Source organism: Citrobacter sp. ABFQG (assembly GCF_004322975.1).
GTDB lineage: Bacteria > Pseudomonadota > Gammaproteobacteria > Enterobacterales > Enterobacteriaceae > Citrobacter > Citrobacter freundii.
Map to the genome: position 1 here is coordinate 1324017 of NZ_CP036435.1, position 24934 is coordinate 1348950.

The 24934-nt window shown below is 50.4% G+C and carries 27 protein-coding genes; 21 read left to right on the forward strand and 6 right to left on the reverse strand.

Translation table 11 applies throughout. The annotated features are described in order from the left end of the window. Positions 1–22 precede the first annotated feature (22 nt). The 3 genes from WN16_RS06455 to WN16_RS06465 all read right to left on the reverse strand — a co-directional run bounded on the left by WN16_RS06455 (position 23) and on the right by WN16_RS06465 (position 4053). Entirely contained in the window at positions 23–2872 is a 2850-nt protein-coding gene (locus tag WN16_RS06455) for an SNF2-related protein (protein WP_074174195.1), read from the reverse strand. 274 nt (positions 2873–3146) lie between these two features. Then, positions 3147–3353: an AlpA family transcriptional regulator gene (locus tag WN16_RS06460; protein ID WP_053266270.1), complete on the reverse strand. Its 207-nt coding sequence runs from the start codon at positions 3351–3353 to the stop codon at positions 3147–3149. Positions 3354–3474: 121 nt separating this feature from the next. Beyond that, positions 3475–4053: an inovirus-type Gp2 protein gene (locus tag WN16_RS06465; protein ID WP_032294619.1), complete on the reverse strand. Its 579-nt coding sequence runs from the start codon at positions 4051–4053 to the stop codon at positions 3475–3477. Positions 4054–4341: 288 nt separating this feature from the next. Here WN16_RS06465 and WN16_RS06470 point away from each other — a divergent pair, with 288 nt between their 5' ends. The 14 genes from WN16_RS06470 to WN16_RS06535 all read left to right on the forward strand — a co-directional run bounded on the left by WN16_RS06470 (position 4342) and on the right by WN16_RS06535 (position 12689). Then, a complete protein-coding gene (locus WN16_RS06470) occupies positions 4342–5103 on the forward strand; it encodes a hypothetical protein (protein ID WP_127790460.1) in 762 nt (253 codons plus the stop codon). A gap of 121 nt (positions 5104–5224) precedes the next feature. Continuing rightward, positions 5225–6088, forward strand: a complete 864-nt coding sequence (locus tag WN16_RS06475; RefSeq protein ID WP_063844620.1) for a GTPase family protein — start codon at positions 5225–5227, stop codon at positions 6086–6088. A gap of 89 nt (positions 6089–6177) precedes the next feature. After that, positions 6178–6999, forward strand: coding sequence for a DUF932 domain-containing protein (locus WN16_RS06480; protein WP_063844621.1), 822 nt, complete (start codon positions 6178–6180; stop codon positions 6997–6999). A gap of 216 nt (positions 7000–7215) precedes the next feature. Beyond that, positions 7216–7917, forward strand: coding sequence for a WYL domain-containing protein (locus WN16_RS06485; protein ID WP_063844622.1), 702 nt, complete (start codon positions 7216–7218; stop codon positions 7915–7917). A 40-nt stretch (positions 7918–7957) separates the two neighbouring features. Continuing rightward, a complete protein-coding gene (ypjK, locus tag WN16_RS06490) occupies positions 7958–8203 on the forward strand; it encodes a protein YpjK (RefSeq protein WP_032294624.1) in 246 nt (81 codons plus the stop codon). Further along, positions 8193–8636, forward strand: coding sequence for a YfjS/YafY family lipoprotein (locus WN16_RS06495; protein ID WP_088169063.1), 444 nt, complete (start codon positions 8193–8195; stop codon positions 8634–8636). The genes ypjK and WN16_RS06495 overlap by 11 nt, the downstream gene beginning before the upstream one ends. Before the next feature lie 23 nt (positions 8637–8659). Beyond that, positions 8660–9127: a hypothetical protein gene (locus WN16_RS06500; protein WP_063844624.1), complete on the forward strand. Its 468-nt coding sequence runs from the start codon at positions 8660–8662 to the stop codon at positions 9125–9127. 76 nt (positions 9128–9203) lie between these two features. After that, positions 9204–9443, forward strand: coding sequence for a DUF905 domain-containing protein (locus WN16_RS06505; RefSeq protein ID WP_063844625.1), 240 nt, complete (start codon positions 9204–9206; stop codon positions 9441–9443). 101 nt (positions 9444–9544) lie between these two features. Further along, positions 9545–10003 (forward strand): antirestriction protein, encoded by a 459-nt coding sequence (locus WN16_RS06510; RefSeq protein WP_063844626.1) that lies wholly within the window; start codon positions 9545–9547, stop codon positions 10001–10003. A gap of 15 nt (positions 10004–10018) precedes the next feature. Further along, a complete protein-coding gene (locus tag WN16_RS06515) occupies positions 10019–10495 on the forward strand; it encodes a RadC family protein (protein ID WP_063844627.1) in 477 nt (158 codons plus the stop codon). Between the two features lie 8 nt (positions 10496–10503). After that, positions 10504–10725: a DUF987 domain-containing protein gene (locus tag WN16_RS06520; protein ID WP_007893437.1), complete on the forward strand. Its 222-nt coding sequence runs from the start codon at positions 10504–10506 to the stop codon at positions 10723–10725. Between the two features lie 18 nt (positions 10726–10743). Next, the gene (gene yafW / locus WN16_RS06525; RefSeq protein ID WP_063844628.1) at positions 10744–11061 is read left to right on the forward strand and encodes a type IV toxin-antitoxin system antitoxin YafW; all 318 of its coding nucleotides are present in this window, start codon (positions 10744–10746) and stop codon (positions 11059–11061) included. Between the two features lie 20 nt (positions 11062–11081). Further along, positions 11082–11423 (forward strand): TA system toxin CbtA family protein, encoded by a 342-nt coding sequence (locus WN16_RS06530; protein WP_063844629.1) that lies wholly within the window; start codon positions 11082–11084, stop codon positions 11421–11423. A gap of 258 nt (positions 11424–11681) precedes the next feature. Further along, positions 11682–12689 (forward strand): restriction endonuclease, encoded by a 1008-nt coding sequence (locus WN16_RS06535; protein WP_063844630.1) that lies wholly within the window; start codon positions 11682–11684, stop codon positions 12687–12689. A 180-nt stretch (positions 12690–12869) separates the two neighbouring features. On the opposite strand, the gene WN16_RS06540 is transcribed toward WN16_RS06535, so the two are convergent. Next, complete coding sequence (locus tag WN16_RS06540) at positions 12870–13742, reverse strand: phosphorothioated DNA-binding restriction endonuclease (RefSeq protein WP_080942000.1); 873 nt, start codon at positions 13740–13742, stop codon at positions 12870–12872. Between the two features lie 140 nt (positions 13743–13882). Between WN16_RS06540 and WN16_RS06545 the strand changes: the two genes are divergently transcribed. Further along, a complete protein-coding gene (locus WN16_RS06545; RefSeq protein ID WP_044699099.1) occupies positions 13883–14518 on the forward strand; it encodes an HNH endonuclease in 636 nt (211 codons plus the stop codon). Between the two features lie 53 nt (positions 14519–14571). Here WN16_RS06545 and symE read toward each other — a convergent pair whose 3' ends face one another. Next, on the reverse strand, positions 14572–14934 hold the full coding sequence (gene symE / locus WN16_RS06550) for an endoribonuclease SymE (protein WP_044699097.1): 363 nt from the start codon (positions 14932–14934) through the stop codon (positions 14572–14574). Between the two features lie 777 nt (positions 14935–15711). Here symE and WN16_RS06555 point away from each other — a divergent pair. The 3 genes from WN16_RS06555 to pdxY all read left to right on the forward strand — a co-directional run bounded on the left by WN16_RS06555 (position 15712) and on the right by pdxY (position 19407). Next, positions 15712–17082, forward strand: a complete 1371-nt coding sequence (locus tag WN16_RS06555) for a tyrosine phenol-lyase (RefSeq protein WP_003837154.1) — start codon at positions 15712–15714, stop codon at positions 17080–17082. 190 nt (positions 17083–17272) lie between these two features. Further along, entirely contained in the window at positions 17273–18538 is a 1266-nt protein-coding gene (locus WN16_RS06560; protein ID WP_003837156.1) for an aromatic amino acid transporter, read from the forward strand. An 11-nt stretch (positions 18539–18549) separates the two neighbouring features. Beyond that, the gene (gene pdxY / locus WN16_RS06565) at positions 18550–19407 is read left to right on the forward strand and encodes a pyridoxal kinase PdxY (protein WP_044699096.1); all 858 of its coding nucleotides are present in this window, start codon (positions 18550–18552) and stop codon (positions 19405–19407) included. 494 nt (positions 19408–19901) lie between these two features. On the opposite strand, the gene WN16_RS06570 is transcribed toward pdxY, so the two are convergent. Continuing rightward, on the reverse strand, positions 19902–21455 hold the full coding sequence (locus WN16_RS06570) for an L-lactate permease (RefSeq protein ID WP_003837161.1): 1554 nt from the start codon (positions 21453–21455) through the stop codon (positions 19902–19904). Between the two features lie 581 nt (positions 21456–22036). Here WN16_RS06570 and WN16_RS06575 point away from each other — a divergent pair. From WN16_RS06575 to WN16_RS06585, 3 genes are read left to right on the forward strand one after another with little or no spacing between them, the layout of a single operon-like run. Beyond that, a complete protein-coding gene (locus WN16_RS06575) occupies positions 22037–22756 on the forward strand; it encodes a (Fe-S)-binding protein (protein ID WP_003845579.1) in 720 nt (239 codons plus the stop codon). A 10-nt stretch (positions 22757–22766) separates the two neighbouring features. Further along, entirely contained in the window at positions 22767–24194 is a 1428-nt protein-coding gene (locus WN16_RS06580) for a LutB/LldF family L-lactate oxidation iron-sulfur protein (RefSeq protein WP_003033254.1), read from the forward strand. Then, positions 24187–24882: a lactate utilization protein C gene (locus WN16_RS06585; protein ID WP_003837166.1), complete on the forward strand. Its 696-nt coding sequence runs from the start codon at positions 24187–24189 to the stop codon at positions 24880–24882. Before WN16_RS06580 ends, WN16_RS06585 begins: the two co-directional genes overlap by 8 nt. Positions 24883–24934: the final 52 nt, after the last annotated feature.

Consider the following 24934-nt stretch of genomic DNA (forward strand, 5'->3'; position numbering starts at 1 on the left):
TGACTCCTGAAACAACAACACTTCATGCGGAAGGTGAATTCAATGTCCAGCTCACCGCAAATAATTGACTGGACGTTATCTCTGTCGCCAGCTTTTGTTCAACCTCTTCCAGCAGGCGGTCTTCTTCCTGCTCAATTTTTTTCTTTTCATCATGATACTGCAACATGATGTTGTCCCGCTCGCGTTCTAGCGCCTTTAGGGAGCGTTTAGCTTCCATCTTCTCTTTCAGCGAAGGAAGTTGGCGGGCGGTTTTACGCGCTTCTTTAATTTCTGCATCTAACTGTTTGATGCGTAGGTCCAGCGCGATGCGACGATCTTCTGACCAGCGTTCAAGTTTTTCTACTTCTTCATTGTAATAAAGTTCGTTATCACGTTCGACCTGCTGGATAAAAGAATTCCGTAAAACCTCACATTGTGCGGTTAAAGTGGGTAACACAGGCTGTTCTTCGATTGATGTTACCTCTGACAACGGCAAGCGAAGCAGACGGGATGCGGTTTCTTCCGCCACTACCTCACCATTTTCCGTTACGGCAGCGACAAGTAGCTGCTCTCGTTGTTGTTCTTGATTTCCGATACTGACTTTTGCTAGTAACAACTGCCCTGATTGTTGGCAAAGCAATTTTACATCAGCCAATTGTCCTGCCTTGGGTTGGTAGATGAAATGGAGTTTCTGACAAACTGGCAATGTGGAAAGATCTTTTCCCTCATGTAGGGCCTCATCAATCAGTTGCTTTCCGTATCCCTGATTAGGTCGGAAAAATTCTGCATCCTTTTCATCCGCAACAGGCCAGCTAACGTCATAATACTTTCCCGAGGAACGAAAACCAGTTTCAGAGTGCTGGAAATCGCTATTGTCACTTAGAAACATTTCCGCTAGCAGCAGCAGATTTTCCTGATAAACGTTTAACTGTGCGAGGGTAGTTGTGCGTCGAGTTTTTAGATTTCGGACGACATCTACATCGAAATGTTCGAATAAGGAACGCCGGGTTTCATTCTCCCGGTTTTCCAGCTGGTCTTTGAGTTCATCCTGGAGCTGATTAAACTCCTGTTCTATTTGCTCGTCGGAGCGGCAGTGCTGGTAAATCTCATGGATACGCCGTTCAATATCAACGCCCGATTCTATCGATCCCAGGATATCATCGGATGCACCAAATACGCCTTCAAAAAGCTGGAACTTCTGGCTCAATAGTTCAAACACACGCTGATCGGCCCGGTTGCCTTTATTAATGAAATTGACCACTACAACATCGTGCTTTTGTCCGTAACGGTGAACACGCCCGATACGTTGTTCAACCCGCTGCGGGTTCCAAGGTAAGTCATAATTGATTAACAGAGAGCAGAACTGAAGGTTGATACCTTCTGCACCGGCCTCGGTACAAATCATCAGAGTACCTTCATCTCTAAATTTTTCGACCAGTGCCGCTTTCATATCCGCCGTGCGAGAGCCGGAAACTCGGCCAGAGTTCTGATGTTTCTCCAACCAGTCGCTATAAATCTTTCTAGACGCCGCATCGCTGTTACTGCCGTTGAGCAATACCACTTCGCCTTCATACCCATTGTCTGAAAGCAGTTGCGCTAGCCAGGTTTGGGTGCGCACGGACTCGGTAAAAATGACCGCTTTACGCAATCCACCCAGTTCTACTGTAAATTCGAAAGCCCGACTAAGAACGCTTAACAATGCCTCCGCCTTGGCGTTTTTAGTTATAGATTCCGCTAAGGTTTTATAACTTTTTAACTGATCGATTTCTGCCTGTAGTGCCCGAGGATCGATCGTATCTTCATCCTCGATACCTTCTTCATCACTGTAATCATCATAATTTTCATAATCAGTCAGGGCATCTAAAACCGGCATTTTATTTTCTAAACGGTGAATCATTGTCTCTAGCGTTCCCTGAATCGCCGTAGATGATGAGGCCAGAATTTTACGGATGACTAATGTCACCAGGTGACGAGCACCGCTTTTGATTGCCAGCAGATCGTCTTGCTGCAAATAAGAGGAAACCTGTTTATAGAGAACTTCTTCGTCTTCTGTCGGGCGAAAATCTTCTGTTATTGAATGACGGCGGGTAAAACTGATCCCGCCTTCCTGCTGAACCTGTCGGCGAAGCGTACGATTACAGATCTTATTCAGACGTACCCTTAGTAACGCCAATTCTGCATCGTCAATATTTTGCCGAGAATAACGGGCCTTAAACGAGGCCAAATCGCCGAAGAAATGAGGGTCAATAACGGAAACCAGACCATAAAGCTCAAGGATGCTGTTCTGAAGCGGCGTAGCGGAAAGCAGAATTTTTTTCCTGCCAGATAATGCATTACTGAGTTTTTTGGCTGTTTTAGCGCCATCGCTCTTGTAGATATTTCGCAGTTTATGGGCTTCATCCATGACGACCAGATCCCATGGAATACGAGCCAGTTCATGTTCTTTACGGGAAGCGAATTCGTATGAACAAATACATATCGCAGCCTCTCCAGTCGAGTTTTCAATGTCAAATGGATTACAACATCCCTCTTTGATCATTTGATTGAAGCTCTTTGCTTCGATAATGCGCGAAGGTAATGAAAATTTCTCTTCAAGTTCCTGACTCCACTGCTTACGCAGCGTGGCCGGAGCAATAAGTAATAATTTCCGACGCCGTTCAGCCCACTTCTGCGCCAGAATCAGACTGGCCTCAATGGTTTTCCCGAGCCCGACCTCATCGGCCAAAATAACTCCATTCGACAAAGGGGATGCAAGTGCAAACATCGCCGCTTCTACCTGATGGGGATTCATATCAACTCGCGCACTGGCGATAGTCTGCGTCAGTGAGTCCTCGGCTTTGCCGCTTAACGTTAACCAATGGGCCAGATAACTACGCTGTTGATCTGAATACATTTTTTATCCTTAATTTCGGAGTGCGAAGATGCGCTTATGTTCCACATTTTACTGTAAGGCACTAGGAGCTGTCTTCACATACCGGAACAATGCATAAATCAGGTGAAATCCGTTAGAGGTAATTACAGAGCGTGCTTTACTGCATGCTCCCTCCCGCTGATATTGCTACTATGCTGCAACGCTTGTCGCTACGTTTTAAAATACACGAAGCATCTGTTGTAAATACGTTGAAGGGGGCATTATCTTGGCCAAGACAAATATCGTTCCAAAGTAATTAATTACGGGATTCGTAAATACGGTAATACAACCATTCCTCCAGATCGCTTTTTAACCAACGGGAAGCTCTGCCCAATTTAATCGGTTTAGGGAATGCCCCATCCTGTATCAGCTTATAGAACCATTTATCGCTCAGGCCAGTAAGCTGGGTAATGAATTTCATATCAATGAATTGATCTTCAAGTAGTGCAGGTTTTGTATACATGTTGATGTGTTCCGGTTAAAGATGAATAACCGGAGCTGCTAGTAAACCAATCATTACCGTCAGCTCCTCCACATCAATGGCTTCTGTTGTAAAAAAACTTCAGCTTAACGTTTACCTGTCGCTACTCCTTCCTGGGCCTGCCTCTACGGCTTCGTGGTGGTATAGCATTCATACCTGCAATAACCCCTCGTGACTTCTGCTCAGATTTGGCTAAATAACTAATTACGTAACGTAGTTCATCAACTGCTTGCCTATTGCGGTGATCCACTATCGTTCCGGAACTCGCAACGAAATGCTTTTTCTTGGAACACAGATGAAAGAGACCTTCATCGTCAGTCAATCTGCGCCATTCTTCCCCTATCGCACGCGAAGTTGGATAGAATTTCCGATGCTTCTGCCCATCAAGATAAAGCATGGCATGCACATGCAACCCCTTACGCTGTCTGTATTCAATTACCCAGCAATACCCAATAACCATCTTTCGGCCAAATACCACATCCATCAGGTGCTGTATCTCGCCCTCCATCTCATCCATGAGATTACGCTGCGAGCGTTCACTCCCTTGTTTCCAGCCAAAATCCATACGAAAAGCCAGCAAGCGGGAATAACGCTCAAACATTTCATCCAGATGGTGGTTTATCTCTTCGAGAAGAATACGATGCATAGGGTAATTAGGGTTGGCATTGTAGGGTTCTTTCATGATCTATCCTCAAACTAAACGGGGTTCAATAGATAGATGTGTGATGTATTTTTTAATGCAGGGATGAGTATTGATTACCGGAGAGGAACGGTTAACTCCGGGTGATAATACTAATTAACCTTAATTCAGTAAGAACTGATGGTTTCAAGGATTCTATCGTAGGTTCACATGGTGGCCTTACACAGGAAGAAATGTGTACGCGAAATCTGAAGTATTGCAGTGCGATCTGGCGCTTTACTGGCCTCTGTGATAGGTTGTTATGCACAATCAACAAAGTGCATAACAGTTATGGTAAAGAGAATTACATTTAACACCGATGATGATTTAACGATTAATTCAATCGACAGGTATGCCGAATCCAATGGCATGTCACGTTCTAAGGTAATATGTGAGTTATTACGGTCCACTGCACCTATTCTTGATTTTGTGACATATCAAAATAGAATTACTCAGGAGGTTGAAAGCAGGCTTTTTAGCATGTTTTATCATGAGGTTCGTCACTTCGAAACGCAGCAGCATAAAGATGACTCTACTTTTAAATATCTTCACTCTCTGTCTGAAAAGCTTATATTCAATGTTCACCCAAATCCTGTTGAAAGCTTTTTCCTTCCGGCAATATCTGAATGGGACTCTTGCAATAGTGGGTTTATGGAGAGAATTGAGAATAAAATTAAATCCTATATGCCCGAGGGTGATTGTATATCACGCTATGTTTATTTGTGCGTAAATAAAAAATCTGGTGAGAAGTTTGGCTATGACCTGATTCAAATAGAAATTCCATTATTTGTTGTTGAGTCTTATTTATTTGACATTCAGTCACTTTGCCATGTTCGAACTGTTGATTTTTGCAATGCAGGAATTGATGAATATATGCGCAGAAAAAAAAGACATCTTAATTCCGCTTATCTTTCATGGATTCCAGTGCTTCCCTTTCAGGAAGGGTTTATTTTTATCGCTGCTTTGCACATCGATAAAGCCTTACCTAATCAGCTATACCCTCCTAAAGCCACCATTAACCTTCCTTACGAGTACTGGAAGTATTTAGGATGATTCAATAGAAAATCATCATTCAAACTATATTCAGATATATATCATTTTCATGAACATACCAGCATAACGGCAGAACTTCGCGGTACTGCCGTTTTTAGTTTTATTTATTGCAGGAGTTGTCATGATTAATCAGCAAGGTTTGCAGCCATTAAACCATTCGCTTTCCGGCCTGCCGCAGTGGGTGTCTGAACGTATATTGCAGCAGATAAATCAGTTAACCCACTACGAACCAGTGATTGGCATTATGGGTAAAACTGGGGCGGGAAAGAGTAGCCTTTGCAATGCTCTGTTTGCCGGTGAGGTGTCGCCGGTCAGCGATGTGGCCGCCTGTACCCGTGAACCTTTGCGATTTCGCCTGCAGGTTGGCGAGCGCTATATGACGTTGGTGGATCTGCCCGGCGTGGGGGAGAGTGGTGCACGCGATACTGAGTATGCGGGGCTGTACCGTGAACAGCTTCCCCGGCTCGACTTGGTGCTGTGGCTGATTAAGGCTGATGATCGGGCACTGGCGGTGGATGAGCATTTTTACCGCCAGGTGATTGGTGAAGCTTACCGGCATAAAGTGCTGTTTGTTATCAGCCAGTCTGATAAGACTGAGCCCACCAGCGGTGGAGAGCGATTGTCCACAGAGCAGAAGCAGAATATCAGCCGCAAAATCTGCCTGCTGCATGAGATTTTTCAGCCAGTGCATCCTGTATGTGCCGTGTCAGTCCGTCTGCAGTGGGGACTACGGGTGATGGCAGAGCGCATGATCCGTTGCCTGCCGCGTGAGGCCAGCAGCCCGGTGGTGTCGCAACTGCAGCATCCCTTTCGCACGATGGTAGTCCGGGAGCAAGCTCGTAGCGATTTTGGTGAAACCGTAGGTGCCGTACTCGATAGCGTCAGTGCCTTTCCCCTGATACCAGCCCCAGTGCGGGCCGTCATTCAGGCCGTGCGCATCGCCGTAGTGTCAGTGGCCCGTGCTGTCTGGGATTTCTTCTTCTGAGCGTTTAATTCTTACCTGTTAATCCCTGAGCCCTATCGCCTGTGCGACAGGGCTTTCTTTTATTGCTTCCCGTTATGAGGAGTCTGCTTATGACCCGTCTGGCTTCGCGCTTTGGCGCTGCAAACCTTATCCGTCGTGATCGTCCGTTAACCCGTGAAGAGCTGTTTCGCGTGGTGCCCAGCGTCTTCAGCGAGGACAAACACGAGTCCCGTAGTGAACGCTACACCTACATACCCACCATCTCCCTGCTCGACAGCCTGGAAAGCGAAGGCTTTCAGCCGTTCTTTGCCTGCCAGACCCGGGTGCGTGACCCGAATCGTCGCGAACACACAAAGCACATGCTGCGTCTGCGGCGTGAGGGGCAGATTACCGGTAAGCAGGTCCCGGAAATCATTCTGCTTAATTCACATGACGGCACCAGCTCATACCAGATGCTGCCGGGATTATTTCGTGCGGTTTGTCAGAATGGGCTCGTCTGCGGTGAGTCGTTTGGCGAGGTGCGGGTGCCACACAAAGGAAATGTGGTGAATCAGGTAATAGAAGGGGCGTATGAGGTACTGGGGATTTTTGACCGGGTGGAGGAGAAGCGGGATGCCATGCAATCGCTGCTATTACCACCTCCCGCTCAGCAGGCACTGGCAAAAGCCGCGCTCACGTACCGCTTTGGTGAGGACCACCAGCCTGTCAGTGAATCGCAGATACTCTCCCCACGCCGCTGGCAGGATGAGAACAATGACCTGTGGACCACCTATCAGCGTGTGCAGGAAAACCTGATTAAGGGCGGGCTCAGTGGCCGTAATGTTAAAGGCGGGCGAACTCATACCCGTGCTGTGCGTGGCATTGACGGGGATGTGAAGCTCAACCGGGCGCTGTGGATGATGGCGGAAACACTGCTTACGCAACTACAGTAGCCTTCTCATGTTGCCATGTTGTTAATATCGGACACCACCTGTCCGCGTTACGACATGCCAGTAGGACTCACTCTCCCTGGTATGGCCTGCAACCCCTGCTATATCTGACTTTCGCAGAAATGAAAAATAGTTTCTGCAGTGTCCATACCCTGTCCGCCCACCTCTTTAAAGTAATCACATTATTTTCAGTCAGTTAACTTAGACGGAGAACCTCCCATGACCCAGGCAGAACACCGCCATGACCGGCTGGCTGTCAGGCTGTCACTGATCATCAGTCGCCTGGTGGCGGGGGAAACGCTGAGCGTGCGCAAACTGGCCGTTGAGTTTGGCGTGTCGGTGCGCACGCTGCGGCGGGATTTTCGTGAGCGGCTGATGTATCTGGACCTGGAATATCAGTCCGGTTACTGCCGCTTACGCACTGCTGGCAGTGAGACACAGATGGTGCCCGACGTGCTTATCTTTGCCCACCGGAGCGGGCTGGCAGGTCTTTTTCCTGGCCTTGATCGTCGTCTGGTGAACGCACTGCTTATGTGTGACGAGTCTCCCTGCGTGATAGCACCCGCAAATTCGGTCCCTTCCCCGTCAGGGGCATTATCTTTCTGGCGGCTGATTCAGGCTATTACCGGGCGCAGGAGGGTGACGCTGCTTACCGATGGTCGGCGCTGTGAGCGACTGGCACCTTGCCGCCTTCTCATCCAACAGCAGGCCTGGTATCTGGTTGCTGAACACGACGGACATATCGCCGTATTCACGCTGGATGAAATCCATCTGGTTCAGCCCCTGCAGGAGAGTTTCCGGCGCAATGACAGTCTGTGCCGCCTGGTTGAGGACCCGGTATTCATTCAAGCCTTACCCCATTTTCGTTTTATCCAGCAGTCACTGCTTGCGTTTGTTCCGGCTGACAGCCCACCGGAATAGCACAGGCGTTGTTATCAACCCGGCAGCAGGGAGGAGCCCGATGCCCGTTATTGCCATTATCGCCATTGTTGTCATCGTCATCATTCTGAACAAAACCGGGGTGTCCGACAGCCTCACGGCCCTGACACTTGCCACCGTTGCTGCACTGTTGACGGGCGGAGGTGCAGCAGGTGCCGCCAGTGTCGCGCTGACACCGTTCGTCGGCGTGCCGGTGGGTATTTTCGTGGGCATTTATGTCTTTGCCAAAGTGGTTCGTCTGATTTCAGGAAAAAATAATGAAACGTAAAACACTGCCTCTTCTGGCACTGGTCGCCACCACTCTGTTTCTGAGCGCCTGCGATGACAGGAGTGATGACCTGAAGGCCATCAGCAAATTCAAGGATCTCACCCCGCCGCGCTTCAGCGATGTGGTCAGTCGTCAGGATGATGTCAGCGAAGAATGGTCACAGGTTGGCTTCTCATCTGGTCTCACCCTGCAGGTCTTACGTACCCGTGAGTCGCCCGATGGCTGCGAGGGCGGTAGTTACTACTACCTCGCGGATATGCAGGAAAAAACCGTCCAGCCGCTGATGAATGCGCTTTGTATTGCCGATAACATCAAACTGGAATACCAGGAGGTGACGGACCCGTATACCAAAGAAAGATACTTTGAGTACGCCCATGACGGCAAACTGATGGGGCGACTGCTGATACCCTCAAACCCTGAGAACCACGAATAAAAACAACGATAAAGGAGACAGAAATGACAATAGATTCACTAAGCCGGTTTGTACTGGCATGTTCACTGTTTACCAGCTTTACAGCCTCTGCGGTTCCCGGATTCTGGCAGCAGGGCTATGGCCAGGGCAATACGGAATACAGCGTGACCGATACCAGTGGGAGGATGTTTACCATCAACTGTACTGGAAATCCTGACCAGAATGGTTTCTACCAGCATTCAGTTTTTCTGACCCAGACGGATAACAGAATGGTCAGTTCGCACGATGATGGCACCACAGTCACCGTGGTGATGGACCATAAGCAATATGCCATTCCCTCAACCCTTGGCTGGCGTAACGGCGATAACGCCTGGTATGACTTCATTATGGATATCCGTAAGACCGGGCAGTTTGACGTTTACGTCAATGACCGTAAAGCGGGGACTTTCACTGTGGACCTGAAGAACGCAGAGAAAGTTCTGCCCACTCCCGGAGACTGCGGTAACGACTGAAAGCCGTTCCTCCTTACGCAAACCAACCCCGACAGCCATCAGGCTGCCGGGGTTTTCTTTTATCAGGAGCCCGAAAATGTCCCAATCCGTGTTACTGCCACCGGGGCCTTTCACCCGGAGACAAGCGCAAGCGGTCACTACCACATACTGCAATATCACACTCGAAGACGACCAGGGCAGTCACTTCCGCCTGGTGGTTCGTGACACTGAAGGCCGGATGGTCTGGCGGGCATGGAATTTTGAGCCGGATGCCGGTGAAGGTCTTAACCGTTATATCCGCACCTCAGGCATCTGTACAGACACGTCCACCCGCTGACCGCGAAGCATTTACCTGCAACATTCCACCTGTCCGAACACCCTTTATTCCCCTATACGCCAGTCATCGCCGCTGGCGTTTTTATTGACGGAGACATATCCATGACAACGCAGACGCAGTACGACCTCGCACCCGCTAACCAACCCGAATTTGAACTGACCGTCACGCAGGTCCCCGATGAACAACGTATCGATTTCTGGCCGCAGCATTTTGGCACTATCCCGCAATGGCTAACCCTGGAGCCGCGTATTTTTGCCTGGATGGAGCGTTTCTGTGCGACCTACAGCGGCGGTATCTGGTCGTTCTACACCCTCAGCAATGGCGGCGCGTTTATGGCCCCTGATGCTGACAGTGACGATAAATGGCATCTGCTCAACGGCATGAACGGCAATGATGCCCAAATGAGCGCAGAAGCTGCGGGCATTGCTGTCTGCATGATTGCGTACAGTCACCATGCCTGCCGTACAGAGTGTGACGCGATAACTGCACACTTTTACCGCCTGCGTGACTACGCCCTGCAACATCCAGAAGCTCACGCTATTCTGCGCATCATCGACTGACCGGAGGAACAACGAATGAAACAGCTTTCCTTTTTACCTGGCGAGATAACACCACAGGACCGGCGTCTCATTCAGCGGGCACTCAGGGCTCTGGACCGACACCTGCATGAGCCCGGCGTGGCCTTCACCTCTTCACATGCTGTCCGTGAGTGGCTGCGACTGCATATGGCCGCACTTGAGCGGGAAGAGTTCCGGGTGTTGTATCTGGACAACCAGAATCAGTTGATTGCCCATGAGACGCTCTTCACCGGCACCATTAACCGTACCGAGGTGCATCCCCGGGAAGTGGTGAAACGTGCCCTGTACTTCAATGCGGCGGCGGTGATACTCGCGCACAACCATCCTTCTGGCGAGACAACACCCAGCCAGGCAGACAAAGCCCTCACGCAGCGACTGGTACAGGTGCTTCAGTTGGTGGATATCCGCGTCCCTGACCATCTGATTGTCGGCGGCAGGCAAATCTATTCGTTCGCAGAACACGGTCTGCTGTGAGGTATGACATGAAAATTATCAGTAAACGCCGGGCAATGACGATATACCGCCAGCATCCTGAGTCCCGGATCTTTCGCTACTGCAGCGGAAAATATCAGTGGCACGGTAGCGTCTGTCATTACACCGGCAGGGACGTTCCGGATATCACCGGAGTCCTCGCGGTATACGCCGAACGCCGCCAGGACCGCAATGGGCCCTATACCTGCCTGATGAGCATCACCCTGAACTGACAATAGTGGAGAACTGTAATGAGCAACCCTACCAGGGGCCTGCAGCGGGAGATTACACCGCGCCTGGGAGCCCGTCTGGTGCAGGAAGGCAACCGACTGCATTATCTGGCTGACCGGGCCAGCATCACCGGCAAGTTCAGTGACATCGAATGCCGGAAGCTGGATGAAACATTCCCGCACTTTATCCGCCAGATGGAATCGATGCTGACCACCGGCGAACTCAGCCCCCACCATGCCTACTGCGTTACCCTGTACCACAACGATTTAACCTGCGAAGCCGACACCCTTGGCAGTTGCGGCTACGTATACATCGCCGTTTACCCCACTCATCGTTAACTACTTTCACAAGAGCAAATATGAAAACTCTACCTGCAACAAATCCGCAGGTGGCGACGCTATGTCTGTCGCCCGTGGCGGTCTGGCAAATGCTGCTTGCACGCCTGCTGGAACAACATTATGGCCTGACACTCAACGACACACCATTCAGTGATGAAACGGTAATTCAGGAACATATCGATGCCGGTATATCTTTGGCCGATGCCGTTAATTTTCTGGTGGAAAAGTATGGGCTGGTTCGTATTGATCGTAGGGGATTCGACTGGCAAGAACAGTCCCCATATCTGCGGGCAGTCGATATTCTGCGGGCGCGACAGGCAACTGGTTTATTGAAAAGAAATCGCATTAGCGCGGCACGGTGAACATTGGGAATAGCCTTCCTGATTCACACTGCAGCTTTCCTTACTTATTTACTCATTCCAAAAAGCACCTGCCGATTCTGGTTGGTGCTTTTACTTATATGGACGAAATATCATGCAAATAGAAGCTGTAATTTTAACTGGGCACATTATCGCAAGTACAATTCTGGAATGCTGGGCCGTCGTTGTTGATGGTTTTGACGCATGCGGCGAACAAGCTTATGATCCAGCTTAATTTCTTTTCCTTATGAAGGGATGGGTATGGGCAACAGAATGTGGATGATCCGCGGTGACGGCGGCAAGCTCTATGACGATTTTCGCGATAAGCAAATTGTAGGCATCGGTTGGTCTCAGCTGGCTCCATTAGTCAAACCCGGCTTGTCCCGAGCCCAATTACTCGCCTTATACCAAGAGGCAGATCCTTTAACAAAGCTGGGAACCGTGCGTTCTGGTGCATCGCAGGTCTGGCGTTTTGTGAACGAAATCCAAAAGGGTGATTGGGTTATTACCTATTCGCCAGCCAACCGTACTTATTTGCTAGGCAAAGTTACTTCAGACTTCCAATATCATCCTGAATGGGTGGAAGAGGGGATGGGTATCGCTCGGCAGGTTAAATGGAATACACAAGAAATAGATCGCGATCGACTGTCTGTTGCTACCAAGAACACATTGGGTTCTACGCTGACGGTTTTCCAGCTTCCAGAATATGCGCTAGAAGAGCTGTTGCAGGATAAGAAACCCACTATAGATGTGATTACTCAGAATCCAATTGTGATGGATGAAGATGAGGTCGTTTCTGATCCGCTGCGCGATATGGAAATGCTTGCGTTTGAGGGTATCAAAGATCGCATCAACTCTCTTGACTGGGACGAGATGCAAAATCTGGTTGCCGGAGTTTTACGCAGTATGGGCTATAAAACGCAGGTCTCACCTGCGGGAGCCGATCGGGGTAAAGATATCATTGCTTCACCTGATGGGTTCGGTTTTGAAAATCCACGTATTATCGTTGAGGTAAAACATCGCAGGGAGCAAATGGGGAGTCAGCAGATACGCAGCTTTATCGGCGGTCGCCATAAAGACGATCGCGGGCTTTATGTCAGTACCGGTGGTTTTACAAAAGATGCTCGATATGAAGCCGATCGTTCGACGATACCACTAACGCTCTGGACGCTTGATGATCTCGTCCGTGCGCTTATTGAGAATTATGAGCAAGTAGATATCGAAACCAAACTTTTGGTGCCTCTGAAGAAAACTTTCCTGCCCGCCTGAATATTGCTTTGATGTCCATATCGGTGTTCTACTGGTATGGCTTTATACCCACTAGTAATGTCTATTTTTTGTACGGATTTTAACATGTGGGTACAAGTGCGGGTATAACTATTTATTCCTGATTATAAATTGCATTGATATCAGTCTATTGGGTGTGAAATTCGAGTCCGGCCTTCGCACTCATTCCCTGAACACCTCCTTCCTGTGCCATTCCACAAACCCTTCTTTTGGATAATTCTCGCGCATCATCGGTAGAGCAATCTCCTTCCCGTCGAAATCCCAGAACAGTCTGCCCACCATGCCGCTGCCATTTACTGCGGGCGACACTTGAACTCGCATACTTTCATCCAGGCCAATCGAACCTTTATCAAAGGCTTTATGGTGGATTGCGCACAACGCCAGGCCGTTTGAAATTTCGCACGGGCCGCCGTGCTGTTTCCATTTGATATGGGCGGCTTCCAGGGCGACTGAGGTGCTGTCGTGGCGCATATTGAAACCACAAATGGCGCATTCATAGTTATAGGCACGCAGAACCTGCTGGCGGAACAATGGATCCCGCTGTTTGCGGATTTGCAGGATATCAAATCCCAGTTCATCCGCGATCTCTTCCTGGATGCTTTCGGTGAAGTGCGCCTCGAGGATTTGCTGGGCCAGGGTGTTGATGAGGCTCTTGCTATTTTTCAGCAGGGCAAAATGCTGTTCATCAAAACCTCCGGCAACGTTGTGCGTTACCAGTTCCCCGGCAGGGGGCTGTTTGCTGCTACCGGATGTTGAACAATGCTCGGCGTTTTGTAGCTCCCAGAACCCATCTCCCTGTAAGCGCCAGAAAGGCATATCCGGGCGGTACTGCGCGCGCTGGGGTCCAAATCGCTCCAGCAGACTATGCAACGGGTCGCGAACTTCCGAACCGTAGTCAAACAGGCGACCGTGGCCCTGCTGATAACCCGCCAGCACATGAAGCAGAAGCAGAGGCTTGTGCGGCGCACGCTGCTCGCCTTTACGCCAGATGGTGATGTCGGCAATTGCCTGTTGTAGGGTTTTACTGGAAGTCATTGATTTCATTATCGGGTAAATAATTGCGATGATGCTCGCAAAATATCACCTGATCAAGAGGAGTGAGGCCGATACACTATCGACGTCACTTTATCGCTTGCCGTTTTTTCAGAAAGTCTTTGGTTAAAGGAATCTGCCCCATGAATGAACTACCTGACACGCTGCCGCGCGAGTACATCATCAAGGCCATTCACGCCTATGACTCGGGCTTCTCGCATCGTTTCAAAGAGGCACGGCTTTACGAGCTGGAATTTCAGGGGCGTCGCTATCCGTCAAAAGCCATTGCCGGAATTGCGGCGACGCTTTTGACGGGCAAAGCGTTTACCCCTCAGGATTTCTCCGGCGGTATCAGTTCGAAATGCGTCAGATTATTGACTGAGCAAGGTTTTCATATTGTTCAGGATAAAAAGCGCGCTGCGGCGGTGAGCGACACGATCTTTCCTGAAGAACTCGAAGCGCAAACTGAATATATAGAAGGGGCAGCGACTCAGGTGACCGTGAATCGCTATGAGCGCGACCGCAACGCCCGACAGGCAGCGCTTCGCCATCACGGTTGTCAGTGCAAAGTCTGTGGCATCGATATGTCAAAGGTCTACGGTAAGATTGCCGAAGGGTTTATCCATGTTCATCACCTAGTACCCCTATCGGTAATAAAAGAAGACTCCTGCCTTGATCCCATCAATGACCTGATCCCCGTATGTCCAAACTGTCATGCTATGTTGCACCGGCGCATACCGCCGTACACCCCAGAAGAACTGAAAAATATGCTGTGCTAAACGCTCAAAAAAGGCGCCCCGCAGGCGCCTCAATGACAATCACAATCACACACTCACCCCTTCAACGCTTTCCCCGCAATCACCCCGATAAACTCCAGCACCTGCTTTTGCTTACGCACGGAGAGCTTTTCCACGGCGCGCAGGGATTTCATTAGTTCTGACTCTTCGGGTTCGGCAGCGCGGGCGGTAAGCACGATGCAGCCTTGCATTACCCGCACATCAACGTCGGTGCCGGTGTCGAATCCGGCGGCTTTCAGCCACTGGCCCTTCATCACAATGGACGGAAACCGAACGTACTTCACCGGAATACGGCTGTAATCAGGATAACGGCTCGCATAACCCACCTTCAGGCGACGGTTATCTGCGGCGTGGACTTCTGGATCAAATGAAACTGCAATACAATGCGTATCAGTCATGATGGCTATTCTCGTGAAATAGTTGCTGTGATTAGCGATGCGGAGGTGTTGGCGCACCTTCGCATCGCGCTAATAAAACCCCTGTAAATTACGCCAGTAAACTGGGGGAAGTCCAGATGTAAATACGATGAAATAAGCGCGAATAGCACGCTTTCGGAATAAATAGAAAACGCCTTCACCCCAATAAATCCGGTATTATTCACCGTGTAAATCCATTCCCCTCCAGTCCGCTAAATACCAGCCATTTCCAGAAATAACGCGCCTCTACATCTGGCCAAAAATGCGATCTGACTCACTGAAGCAAATAGTAAACTCTGAAACAACACCGTTTTGTACACTTTGCTTTACACTTTTGGTGATGTGAATCACAAATATCACTCCGTGAAGTGATCCGACTCTCACAAAATGAGGTGTACTCATTCACCAATACATTACGAGCACAGCCTGGAAAGTTATGTTTTCAGTATTTCCACTCTCCGCAGACACACTACGACGAATGGCAAATCGAAACGCAAAAAAAAACTTGTTGAATATTAACGGGTAAAAAAATGACGTGTGATTTGCATCACTCACATTTACAGCTTTTTAAATTATTGCCAGTGATTAATGTTGACCGGGCTATTTCCATAATCAATCAAATCTTGCATAGTGCCTCCACATTATTTCTCCCCCTGAATCAGGAGGCGAATAGTTATATTTCATCAGGATTTGTTGATGAACCAGGTATGATTTACTTCACATTAATACGTACATGACCACTGTTACTGGAGAAACAAAATGAATTATCCGGCAGAACCCTTCCGTATTAAAAGCGTTGAAACTGTATCTATGATCCCGCGTGATGAGCGCCTCAAGAAAATGCAGGAAGCGGGTTACAATACTTTCCTGTTAAATTCGAAAGATATTTATATTGACCTGCTGACAGACAGTGGCACTAACGCAATGAGCGACAAGCAGTGGGCCGGAATGATGATGGGTGATGAAGCGTACGCGGGCAGCGAAAACTTCTATCATCTGGAAAGAACCGTGCAGGAACTGTTTGGCTTTAAACATATTGTTCCGACTCACCAGGGGCGTGGCGCAGAAAACCTGTTATCGCAGCTGGCTATTAAACCTGGGCAATATGTTGCCGGGAATATGTATTTCACTACCACCCGTTATCACCAGGAAAAAAATGGTGCGGTGTTTGTCGATATCGTTCGTGACGAAGCGCACGATGCCGGTCTGAATATTGCGTTTAAAGGTGATATCGATCTTAAAAAATTACAAAAGCTGATTGATGAAAAAGGCGCAGAGAATATTGCGTATATCTGCCTGGCGGTGACGGTTAACCTCGCGGGTGGGCAGCCGGTCTCGATGGCTAACATGCGTGCGGTGCGTGAACTGACAGAAGCGCATGGCATTAAAGTGTTCTACGACGCTACCCGCTGCGTAGAAAACGCCTACTTTATCAAAGAGCAAGAGCAGGGCTTTGAGAACAAGAGCATCGCCGAGATCGTGCATGAGATGTTCAGCTACGCCGACGGTTGTACCATGAGTGGTAAAAAAGACTGTCTGGTGAACATCGGCGGCTTCCTGTGCATGAACGATGACGAAATGTTCTCTTCTGCCAAAGAGTTAGTCGTGGTCTACGAAGGGATGCCATCTTACGGCGGCCTGGCCGGACGTGATATGGAAGCCATGGCGATTGGCCTGCGCGAAGCCATGCAGTACGAATATATTGAGCACCGCGTGAAGCAGGTTCGCTATCTGGGCGACAAACTGAAAGCCGCTGGCGTACCGATTGTTGAACCGGTAGGCGGTCATGCGGTATTCCTCGATGCGCGTCGCTTCTGCGAGCATCTGACGCAAGATGAGTTCCCGGCGCAAAGTCTGGCCGCCAGCATCTATGTGGAAACCGGCGTGCGCAGCATGGAGCGCGGAATTATCTCTGCGGGCCGTAATAACGTGACCGGTGAACACCACAGACCGAAACTGGAAACCGTGCGTCTGACTATTCCACGTCGTGTTTATACCTACGCACATATGGATGTTGTGGCTGACGGTATTATTAAACTTTACCAGCACAAAGAAGATATTCGCGGGCTGAAGTTTATTTACGAGCCGAAGCAGTTGCGTTTCTTTACTGCACGCTTTGATTACATCTAAAAAATAGTTATGGCCCCATCACGTGATGGGGCTTTTTTGTATTCCTTTTCCATGAACAGGAAACCTTTGCGGTGCCCGTTACCGTGACATAACTAAAAAAAAGTAAACCCTGACTCCGACATTTTTATTATCCGCATGATGTACAAATGACAGCTGTAATTATAACGAATAGTCTACAGGAACATTTATCATGGATATTAATGCCATTGAGCGACAGAGTAGTACCCCCGGACTGATTAGCGGAACCATGTTGGTTATCGCGACCGTAGTGGGTGGCGGGATGTTCTCCCTGCCGATTGCGATGGCCGGCGTATGGTTCCCCGGTGCGTCTGTTATTCTTCTGTTTATCGCCATCATGATGTTATTAACCGGTCTGATGCTGGTCGAAGTTAACCTGCATTATGGCGCCGGTGCCAGTTTTAATACCTTTACTCAGGATTTATTAGGCCGGAAGTGGAATATCGTGGTTGGTATCGCTTTCGGCTTTGTGCTGTATATTCTGACCTATGCCTATATCTCCGGTTCGTCGGCGGTGATGGCGCAAACCGTGTTCAAATACAGCGGCGTGCGCTTTCCGGCGAATATCTCGGTGGTGATCGTCAGTATGCTGGTCGGCGCGATTGCCTGGTATAGTTCCTTACTGGTCGGACGCATCACTACCGTGCTGATTATCGGTAAGTTTGTGGCGTTCTTTGCCACGTTCTCCGGGCTGATTGGCCATATCGAAGTGGCAAAACTCATCGACAGCGTGGCGGTGGCGTTGCCCAATTCGCAGTATCTGCCGTACATCCTGATGACGCTGCCGTTCTGTATTATCTCGTTTGGTTTTCACGGTAACGTGCCGAGCCTGGTTAAACTGTATGGCACAAGCGGAGTCTCGAATATTACGCGTTCGATTATCATCGGTACGCTGTTTGCTCTGCTGCTGTATATTTTCTGGCTGGGCGTGACGATGGGTAACATCAGCCGTTCCTCATTCCCGCCGATTATCGCCAAAGGCGGCAATATCGATGTGTTTGTCGAGGCCATCAGCGGGCTGTTCACCAGCCGATATATGGATCTGATCCTCACCTTTTTCGGCAACTTCGCGGTAGCCAGTTCCCTGCTGGCGGCGACGCTTGGCCTGTTCGATTACATCGCCGATCTGTTTCACTTCCCGGACGACGGCATGGGTCGCCTGAAAACCGCGCTGGTGACCTACTTCCCGCCAGCCGCCGTGTGCTTTTTCTTCCCGAACGGTTTTGTGCACGCGATTGGTTACGCCGGTCTGGCCTTTACCATCTGGAGCGTGATCCTGCCGCCGTTCCTGGTGAAAGCCGCGCGGAAACGTTTCCCAACCGCCAGCTATACCGCGCCCTGTAATAACACCGTGCTTAACCTGGTGATTGTCTGCGGAGCGGTTGTCTATCTGACGGTTGTTCTGGACGTATTTGGTCTGCTGCCAACGTTTCGTTAGACGGAGTCAAAATGAAAAACGTGTTGTCTGTTCAGTCGTCGGTCGTTTATGGCTATGCCGGAAATAAAGCCGCTGTGTTGCCGATGCAGCTCTCGGGGATCGATGTCTGGCCGTTTTACACCGTACAGTTTTCCAACCACACCCAATATGGGATGTGGCAGGGTATGGCGATGCCGCACGGCGAGCTGAGCGCGATCATCAGCGGGCTGGATGACCTGCAAAAGCTGGCGCAATGCGATGCCGTATTGTCCGGGTATCTTGGAGATAAACGCCATTGTGAAGAGGTGAAGCACGCCGTCTCCACCATTCGTCAGCGTAATCCGCAGGCGCTCTATTTTTGCGATCCGGTAATGGGCGACCCGCAAAAAGGCTGCATTGTCGCGCAGGGCGTGGAGTCATTTTTTGTCGATGACGCCATTCAACTGGCCGACATGATGGGACCGAATCTCTATGAGCTGGGCGTGCTGACGGGCAGACAACTGCGTAGTTTTGACGAGGTGGTGGAAGCGGCGCGGCAGCTGGTGTCGTGGGGCGTAAAGAAGGTGCTGGTGAAGCATCTCGGCGACTGTTCGCGGAACAAACAGGCGTTTGAAATGCTGCTGGTGACGCCGGAACAGACGTTACACATTGCCCGGCCGCTGTATACCTTTACCAAAATGCCGGTGGGCGTTGGGGATCTGATTTGCAGCGTGATGCTGGCCTCACTACTCAATGGTTATGAGGACAAGCTGGCGCTGGAGCGGACCACCAGTGTTGTTGACGCGGTAATGCGGCTGACGAAAGAGCATGATTCGTATGAACTGCGGCTGATAGACGCGCGCCACCAGATTATGGACCCACAGGTTCGCTATCAGGCAACAGTGATCTGACGCCGCAAGGGGGCTCTGTGTTTCTGACATTGCTGAGGTTTCAGCATCCGCTGGTCTACCGTTTTGCATGGCTTCGTATTTGGGTTGTGATGTTAAGAGCGTGCGGACTGCGTAAGAGAAAGGGGTGAACATTTTACGCTGCTGCCGGATGCGGCTAGCGCCTTATCCGGCCTACAAATGAGCGTGAAACGCAGGCCTACAAATGAATGCGAAACGTAGGCCTGATAAGCGAAGCGCCATCAGGCATAAGTGCCCAGTATTACACGCGGAAGTAGCGTGGTGGAATCAACGCGGAAAAGGCGTCGAACTTCTTCACCATCTTTTTCCAGAACAACATAACAACAATCCTCGATTTGAAACATCGGCGCTATTTTAGTCAGCGCCGACAAATCGTAAAGTCTGTCGCCTCGTTCCGTTCCCGGGGAGGTGTAAACCTTTTTGGTCACCGCGTCGTCAAATACGGTTGCCGCAAATTTGACGGGGTTGACAATGGCTTACGCCATAAACCAGTAATAAAAGAGGCCAACCTTTAAGCCGAGGATCACGATATAGGCGCAGCAGTATTTCATGGTGCCAGACATGATCTGGTTGGCCTGACCGTCCATTTTTGTGGCGGATACCGCGATGGCGATGCTTTGCGGCGAAATCATTTTCCCGCCCGTTGCGCCAGAGGTATTGGCCGCTGCCAGCCAGTTGGGATCGATATGCAGTTTGCTGGCGGCAATGGTTTGCAGTTTTCCGAACAAAATGTTCGAGTTGGTATCGCTGCCGGTAACGAACGTGCCCAGCGCGCCAATCACCGGGGCGAGGAAGACGTACGAGCTGCCGGTCAGATCGACAATCGACTGCGCCAGCGTGGAGATAATCCCGCTGAGATCCATCACCGTGGCCAGCGCGACGATCGCCATAATTGCGACGATAGAGTTTTTAAGCTGGAAAATCGTTTTGATAAATACTTCCAGCATCCCGCGTGCGGACGCTCCCTGAATAAAACCACCGATAATGGTCGCAAAGATGATCAGCATCCCTGGCGTGGTCACCCATTCAACTTTCAACGCCATCGTTTTGCCGTCAGCCAACGTGAAATGTAGCACCGAGGCCAGTTGTGAGGCTGCGCCTTTTATCGTCGGGAACAGCGGCGAACACATCAGGATAAACACAAAAATAAACAGATAAATAGAGCCAACTCGGAACAACACTTTTGCCGAGCGCGGCGTGGTTTCGCGGGTATGGCTGACTTCAATTCGCCACTCGGGATCGGTTTTCCCTTTGCGCAGACGGCTAACCATCGCCACGGCAAACAGGCTGACCAGGCTACCGGCAAAGGCGGGTAATTCAGCACCGAGATGAATAGCGACAAAATACTGCGGAACCAGCGTGGTAATACCGCAAATCAACGTGATCAGAAATACGCCGCGAATGGCTTTCAGGCCGCCGCCAATAATGCAGACAATCACAAACGGCAGCAGGATATTAAACAGCGCGAGCTGCAGAATAATGGTTCCGCCTAAGGTATAAACCGGCAGGTTAACCTGTTCTGCCAGAATAGAAACCGGGATCCCGACCGCGCCGAATGCAGTGGGAACGGTATTTGCCACCAGAGAGGCAATCGCCGCCTTCAGCGGATTGAAACCCAATGCGATAAGAATACCGATCGGAATGGCGACCGCTGTACCATAACCCGCCGCGGCTTCAAGAAATCCACCAAAGCACCATGAAATCAGCAGCACCTGAATACGCTTATCTTCGCTAATACTGGCGAGAATATCGCGCAGAATATCCAGCGCTTTGGTCGCCTGCATGACGTTATAACTGAAGATAGCGCCGAGGATCACAATCACAATCGGCCATAATCCCTTCAGCGCGCCATAGCCTATCGCGGCTTTTAGATTTTGTACGGGCATTTCCCAGAATATTGCCGATAGTGCAGCGGTGAATACCAAAGAGATCAGTACTGAATAATGGATGGGCATTTTCAATTTCAATATTAAAAATACCATCAGTAGTAACGGAGAGAGTGCCAGGGCAAACATAAAATATTCGTTCATTGCTATTCCCAATTGGTTCATTAAACCTGATTTATATTTATGGTGGGGAGGCTACATTGCTGTTCTAATAAAGTATGCAAACTGAATCGCTTCAGTGAATAAAGTAATTATGATTTGTAGTTTTGTAACTATTGTAATCTTTTAATTAAAATCCAATGCCGGGTAAATATACTTAAGTGCCGATTAAATACCTATAAGTAGTTATTTAATAAACTTTTTAATAATGGTAGTGACAACAGTGGTAATCACTTGAAACTGTTTTCTAAGGTGTTAATAACGCGGTGGTTTCCAATGTAAAAATGTGAGCGAGGCCGAAATAAATAAACCAGGGTATTGCATGTGCGAGTCGATTAGGGGATTATTTGGTTTTGTCATACAAATGAAAATACAGACATTTGCGATTGTCCTGATATAAGAAGAGGAGAGTCGTCATCAAAGAAAAACGATCAGAGCATCACCATGAACCCAGGTATTGGTAAAACCAGCAAACAGAAAAACTGGGCATGAAATACGAATGAACATTTGTTTGATATCGCGATATCAAGCGCAATAAACAGAAATGAAGCAATGGAGTAGTTATTGTGAATGTAAATTTCTTTGTTACCTGTATTGGTGACGCACTGAAATCACGGATGGCACGAGACTCCGTATTGCTGCTGGAAAAACTGGGTTGTCGCGTTAATTTCCCCGAGAAGCAAGGGTGTTGCGGTCAGCCAGCCATCAACAGCGGTTACATCAAAGAGGCGATCCCCGGGATGAAAAACCTGATCGCCGCCCTGGAAGACAACGACGATCCGATTATCTCCCCGGCAGGCTCCTGCACCTACGCGGTAAAAAGCTACCCGACGTATCTGGCGGATGAGCCTGAATGGGCGCTGCGCGCCGAGAAGGTTGCCGGACGTATGCAGGATCTCACCTCTTTTATCGTCAACAAACTGGGCGTGGTGGACGTGGGTGCCAGCCTGCAGGGCCGCGCTGTGTATCACCCTTCCTGTAGCCTGACCCGCAAACTGGGGGTGAAGGAAGAGCCGCTCACGCTGCTGAAAAACGTGCGCGGACTGGAGCTGTTGACGTTTGCCGATCAGGACACCTGCTGCGGCTTTGGCGGGACGTTCTCGGTCAAGATGGCCGAGATCTCCGGCGAGATGGTGAAAGAGAAAGTTTTACATCTGATGGATGCGAAGCCGGAGTTTTTGATCGGCGCTGACGTCAGCTGCCTGCTGAATATTGGCGGCCGACTGCAACGCGAAGGCCAGCCGGTCAAAGTGATGCATATTGCTGAAGTGCTGATGAGCCGCTGAGGGGAAAGAGATGTCGATAAAAACCAGCGATGTAGAATTTAAACTGCGCATTCGTCAGCAGATCGAAGATCCGATCATGCGCAAAGCCGTGGCCAACGCGCAGGAGCGTATTGGTGCGAATCGGCAGAAAATGGTTGATGAGCTAGGCCACTGGGAAGACTGGCGCGATCGTGCCAGCCAGATCCGCGATCACGTTCTGAGCAACCTCGACGCTTACCTGTATCAACTCTCCGAGAAAGTGACGGAAAACGGCGGCCACGTCTATTTCGCCAAAACCAAAGAAGACGCCACCCGCTATATTCTGCAGGTTGCGCAGAGTAAAAATGCGAAGAAGGTGGTGAAGTCCAAGTCGATGGTGACCGAAGAGATCGGTGTCAACCATGTGCTGCAGGATGCGGGAATTCAGGTGATTGAAACCGATCTCGGCGAATATATCCTGCAGTTGGATCAGGATCCGCCTTCGCACGTCGTGGTCCCGGCTATTCATAAAGATCGCTACCAGATCCGCCGCGTGCTGAACGAACGTCTGGGCTACGACGGTCCGGAAACTCCGGAAGCCATGACCTTGTTCATTCGCCAGAAGATCCGCGAGGATTTCCTCAGTGCCGAAATCGGTATTACCGGCTGTAACTTTGCCGTGGCGGAAACCGGCTCTGTTTGTCTGGTGACCAACGAAGGCAACGCGCGCATGTGTACCACGCTGCCGAAAACGCACATTGCGGTGATGGGCATGGAGCGTATCGCGCCGACCTTTGCCGAGGTGGATGTGCTGATCACCATGCTGGCGCGCAGCGCCGTGGGCGCACGTCTGACGGGCTACAACACCTGGCTGACCGGCCCACGCGAGGCGGATAACGTCGACGGCCCGGAAGAGTTCCATCTGGTGATTGTCGATAACGGCCGCTCACAGGTGCTGGGCTCTGAGTTTCGCGATGTGCTGCGCTGCATCCGCTGCGGGGCTTGTATGAACACCTGCCCGGCGTACCGCCACATTGGCGGACACGGTTATGGTTCTATCTATCCCGGCCCTATCGGCGCGGTGATCTCTCCGCTGCTCGGCGGCTATAAAGATTTTAAAGATCTGCCATACGCCTGTTCATTATGCACGGCCTGTGACAGCGTTTGTCCGGTTAAGATTCCGCTGTCAAAACTGATCCTGCGTCATCGCCGGGTGATGGCCGAGGAGGGCATTACGCCGAAAGCCGAGCGACGGGCGATCAAAATGTTCGCCTACGCCAATAGCCATCCGGGGCTGTGGAAAGTCGGGATGATGGCGGGCGCACATGCGGCGAGCTGGTTTATCAATGGCGGCAAAACGCCGCTCAAGGTTGGCGCGATTGGTGACTGGATGGAGGCGCGCGATCTGCCTGATGCCGACGGCGAGAGCTTCCGTAGCTGGTTTAAGAAACATCAGGCGCAGGAGAAAAAGAATGGATAACCGTACCGCGTTTTTAAATACCATCGCCCAGGCGCTGGGTCGCCCGCTGCGCTTCGAACCGCAAGCGGATGTCGCGCCGGTTAACAACTATGCTAACGAGCGCCTGACCGAACTTAGCCCGCAGCAGCGCTGCGATGCGTTTGTCCAGTTTGCCAGTGAAGTGATGCTGGCTCGCTGTGAGCTGACTCGCGAAGATCAGGCCGCAGACGCGGCGCTCCGTCTGTGCGAAGAATTGGGCCAGCAGCCGGTGGTGCTGAGCGGCGACAGCCGGCTGGCGGCGCTGGGCATTACCGAACGCTTGCAACAGGAATGCAACGCCGTGGTCTGGGATCCGGCGCGTGGCAGCGAAAATATTACCCAGGCCGAAAAGGCGAAAGTGGGCGTGGTGTATGCCGAGTATGGCCTGACCGAGTCCGGCGGCGTGGTGCTGTTTTCCGCGCCGGAGCGCGGGCGTTCCCTGAGCCTGTTGCCGGAATCCTCAATTTTCGTGCTGCGTAAAAGCACTATCCTGCCGCGCGTGGCGCAACTGGCAGAAAAACTGCATCAGAAGGCGCAGGCCGGTGAGCGTATGCCATCGTGCATTAACATCATCAGTGGACCCAGCTCGACGGCAGATATTGAGCTTATCAAGGTGGTTGGAGTGCATGGCCCGGTGAAGGCGGTGTATCTGATTATTGAGGATTGTTGAGGCAGGATAGGATGGATAACCGCTCTGGCGCTGCGGGCCAGAGCGGTATCGA

Bases quoted from the DNA above. Each gene is read 5' to 3' on its own strand.
- WN16_RS06500 (WP_063844624.1), top strand. From the start codon at position 8,660: ATGACAATAGATTCACTAAGCCGGTTTGTACTGGCATGTTCACTGTTT.
- WN16_RS06455 (WP_074174195.1), bottom strand. From the start codon at position 2,872: ATGTATTCAGATCAACAGCGTAGTTATCTGGCCCATTGGTTAACGTTA.
- WN16_RS06530 (WP_063844629.1), top strand. From the start codon at position 11,082: ATGAAAACTCTACCTGCAACAAATCCGCAGGTGGCGACGCTATGTCTG.
- WN16_RS06520 (WP_007893437.1), top strand. From the start codon at position 10,504: ATGAAAATTATCAGTAAACGCCGGGCAATGACGATATACCGCCAGCAT.
- WN16_RS06580 (WP_003033254.1), top strand. From the start codon at position 22,767: ATGTCGATAAAAACCAGCGATGTAGAATTTAAACTGCGCATTCGTCAG.
- WN16_RS06515 (WP_063844627.1), top strand. From the start codon at position 10,019: ATGAAACAGCTTTCCTTTTTACCTGGCGAGATAACACCACAGGACCGG.
- WN16_RS06480 (WP_063844621.1), top strand. From the start codon at position 6,178: ATGACCCGTCTGGCTTCGCGCTTTGGCGCTGCAAACCTTATCCGTCGT.
- WN16_RS06465 (WP_032294619.1), bottom strand. From the start codon at position 4,053: ATGAAAGAACCCTACAATGCCAACCCTAATTACCCTATGCATCGTATT.
- WN16_RS06495 (WP_088169063.1), top strand. From the start codon at position 8,193: ATGAAACGTAAAACACTGCCTCTTCTGGCACTGGTCGCCACCACTCTG.
- WN16_RS06505 (WP_063844625.1), top strand. From the start codon at position 9,204: ATGTCCCAATCCGTGTTACTGCCACCGGGGCCTTTCACCCGGAGACAA.
- WN16_RS06570 (WP_003837161.1), bottom strand. From the start codon at position 21,455: ATGAACGAATATTTTATGTTTGCCCTGGCACTCTCTCCGTTACTACTG.
- pdxY (WP_044699096.1), top strand. From the start codon at position 18,550: ATGAAAAACGTGTTGTCTGTTCAGTCGTCGGTCGTTTATGGCTATGCC.
- symE (WP_044699097.1), bottom strand. From the start codon at position 14,934: ATGACTGATACGCATTGTATTGCAGTTTCATTTGATCCAGAAGTCCAC.
- WN16_RS06560 (WP_003837156.1), top strand. From the start codon at position 17,273: ATGGATATTAATGCCATTGAGCGACAGAGTAGTACCCCCGGACTGATT.
- WN16_RS06485 (WP_063844622.1), top strand. From the start codon at position 7,216: ATGACCCAGGCAGAACACCGCCATGACCGGCTGGCTGTCAGGCTGTCA.
- WN16_RS06585 (WP_003837166.1), top strand. From the start codon at position 24,187: ATGGATAACCGTACCGCGTTTTTAAATACCATCGCCCAGGCGCTGGGT.
- WN16_RS06555 (WP_003837154.1), top strand. From the start codon at position 15,712: ATGAATTATCCGGCAGAACCCTTCCGTATTAAAAGCGTTGAAACTGTA.
- WN16_RS06460 (WP_053266270.1), bottom strand. From the start codon at position 3,353: ATGTATACAAAACCTGCACTACTTGAAGATCAATTCATTGATATGAAA.
- WN16_RS06470 (WP_127790460.1), top strand. From the start codon at position 4,342: ATGGTAAAGAGAATTACATTTAACACCGATGATGATTTAACGATTAAT.
- ypjK (WP_032294624.1), top strand. From the start codon at position 7,958: ATGCCCGTTATTGCCATTATCGCCATTGTTGTCATCGTCATCATTCTG.
- WN16_RS06475 (WP_063844620.1), top strand. From the start codon at position 5,225: ATGATTAATCAGCAAGGTTTGCAGCCATTAAACCATTCGCTTTCCGGC.
- WN16_RS06535 (WP_063844630.1), top strand. From the start codon at position 11,682: ATGGGCAACAGAATGTGGATGATCCGCGGTGACGGCGGCAAGCTCTAT.
- WN16_RS06510 (WP_063844626.1), top strand. From the start codon at position 9,545: ATGACAACGCAGACGCAGTACGACCTCGCACCCGCTAACCAACCCGAA.
- WN16_RS06545 (WP_044699099.1), top strand. From the start codon at position 13,883: ATGAATGAACTACCTGACACGCTGCCGCGCGAGTACATCATCAAGGCC.
- WN16_RS06540 (WP_080942000.1), bottom strand. From the start codon at position 13,742: ATGACTTCCAGTAAAACCCTACAACAGGCAATTGCCGACATCACCATC.
- yafW (WP_063844628.1), top strand. From the start codon at position 10,744: ATGAGCAACCCTACCAGGGGCCTGCAGCGGGAGATTACACCGCGCCTG.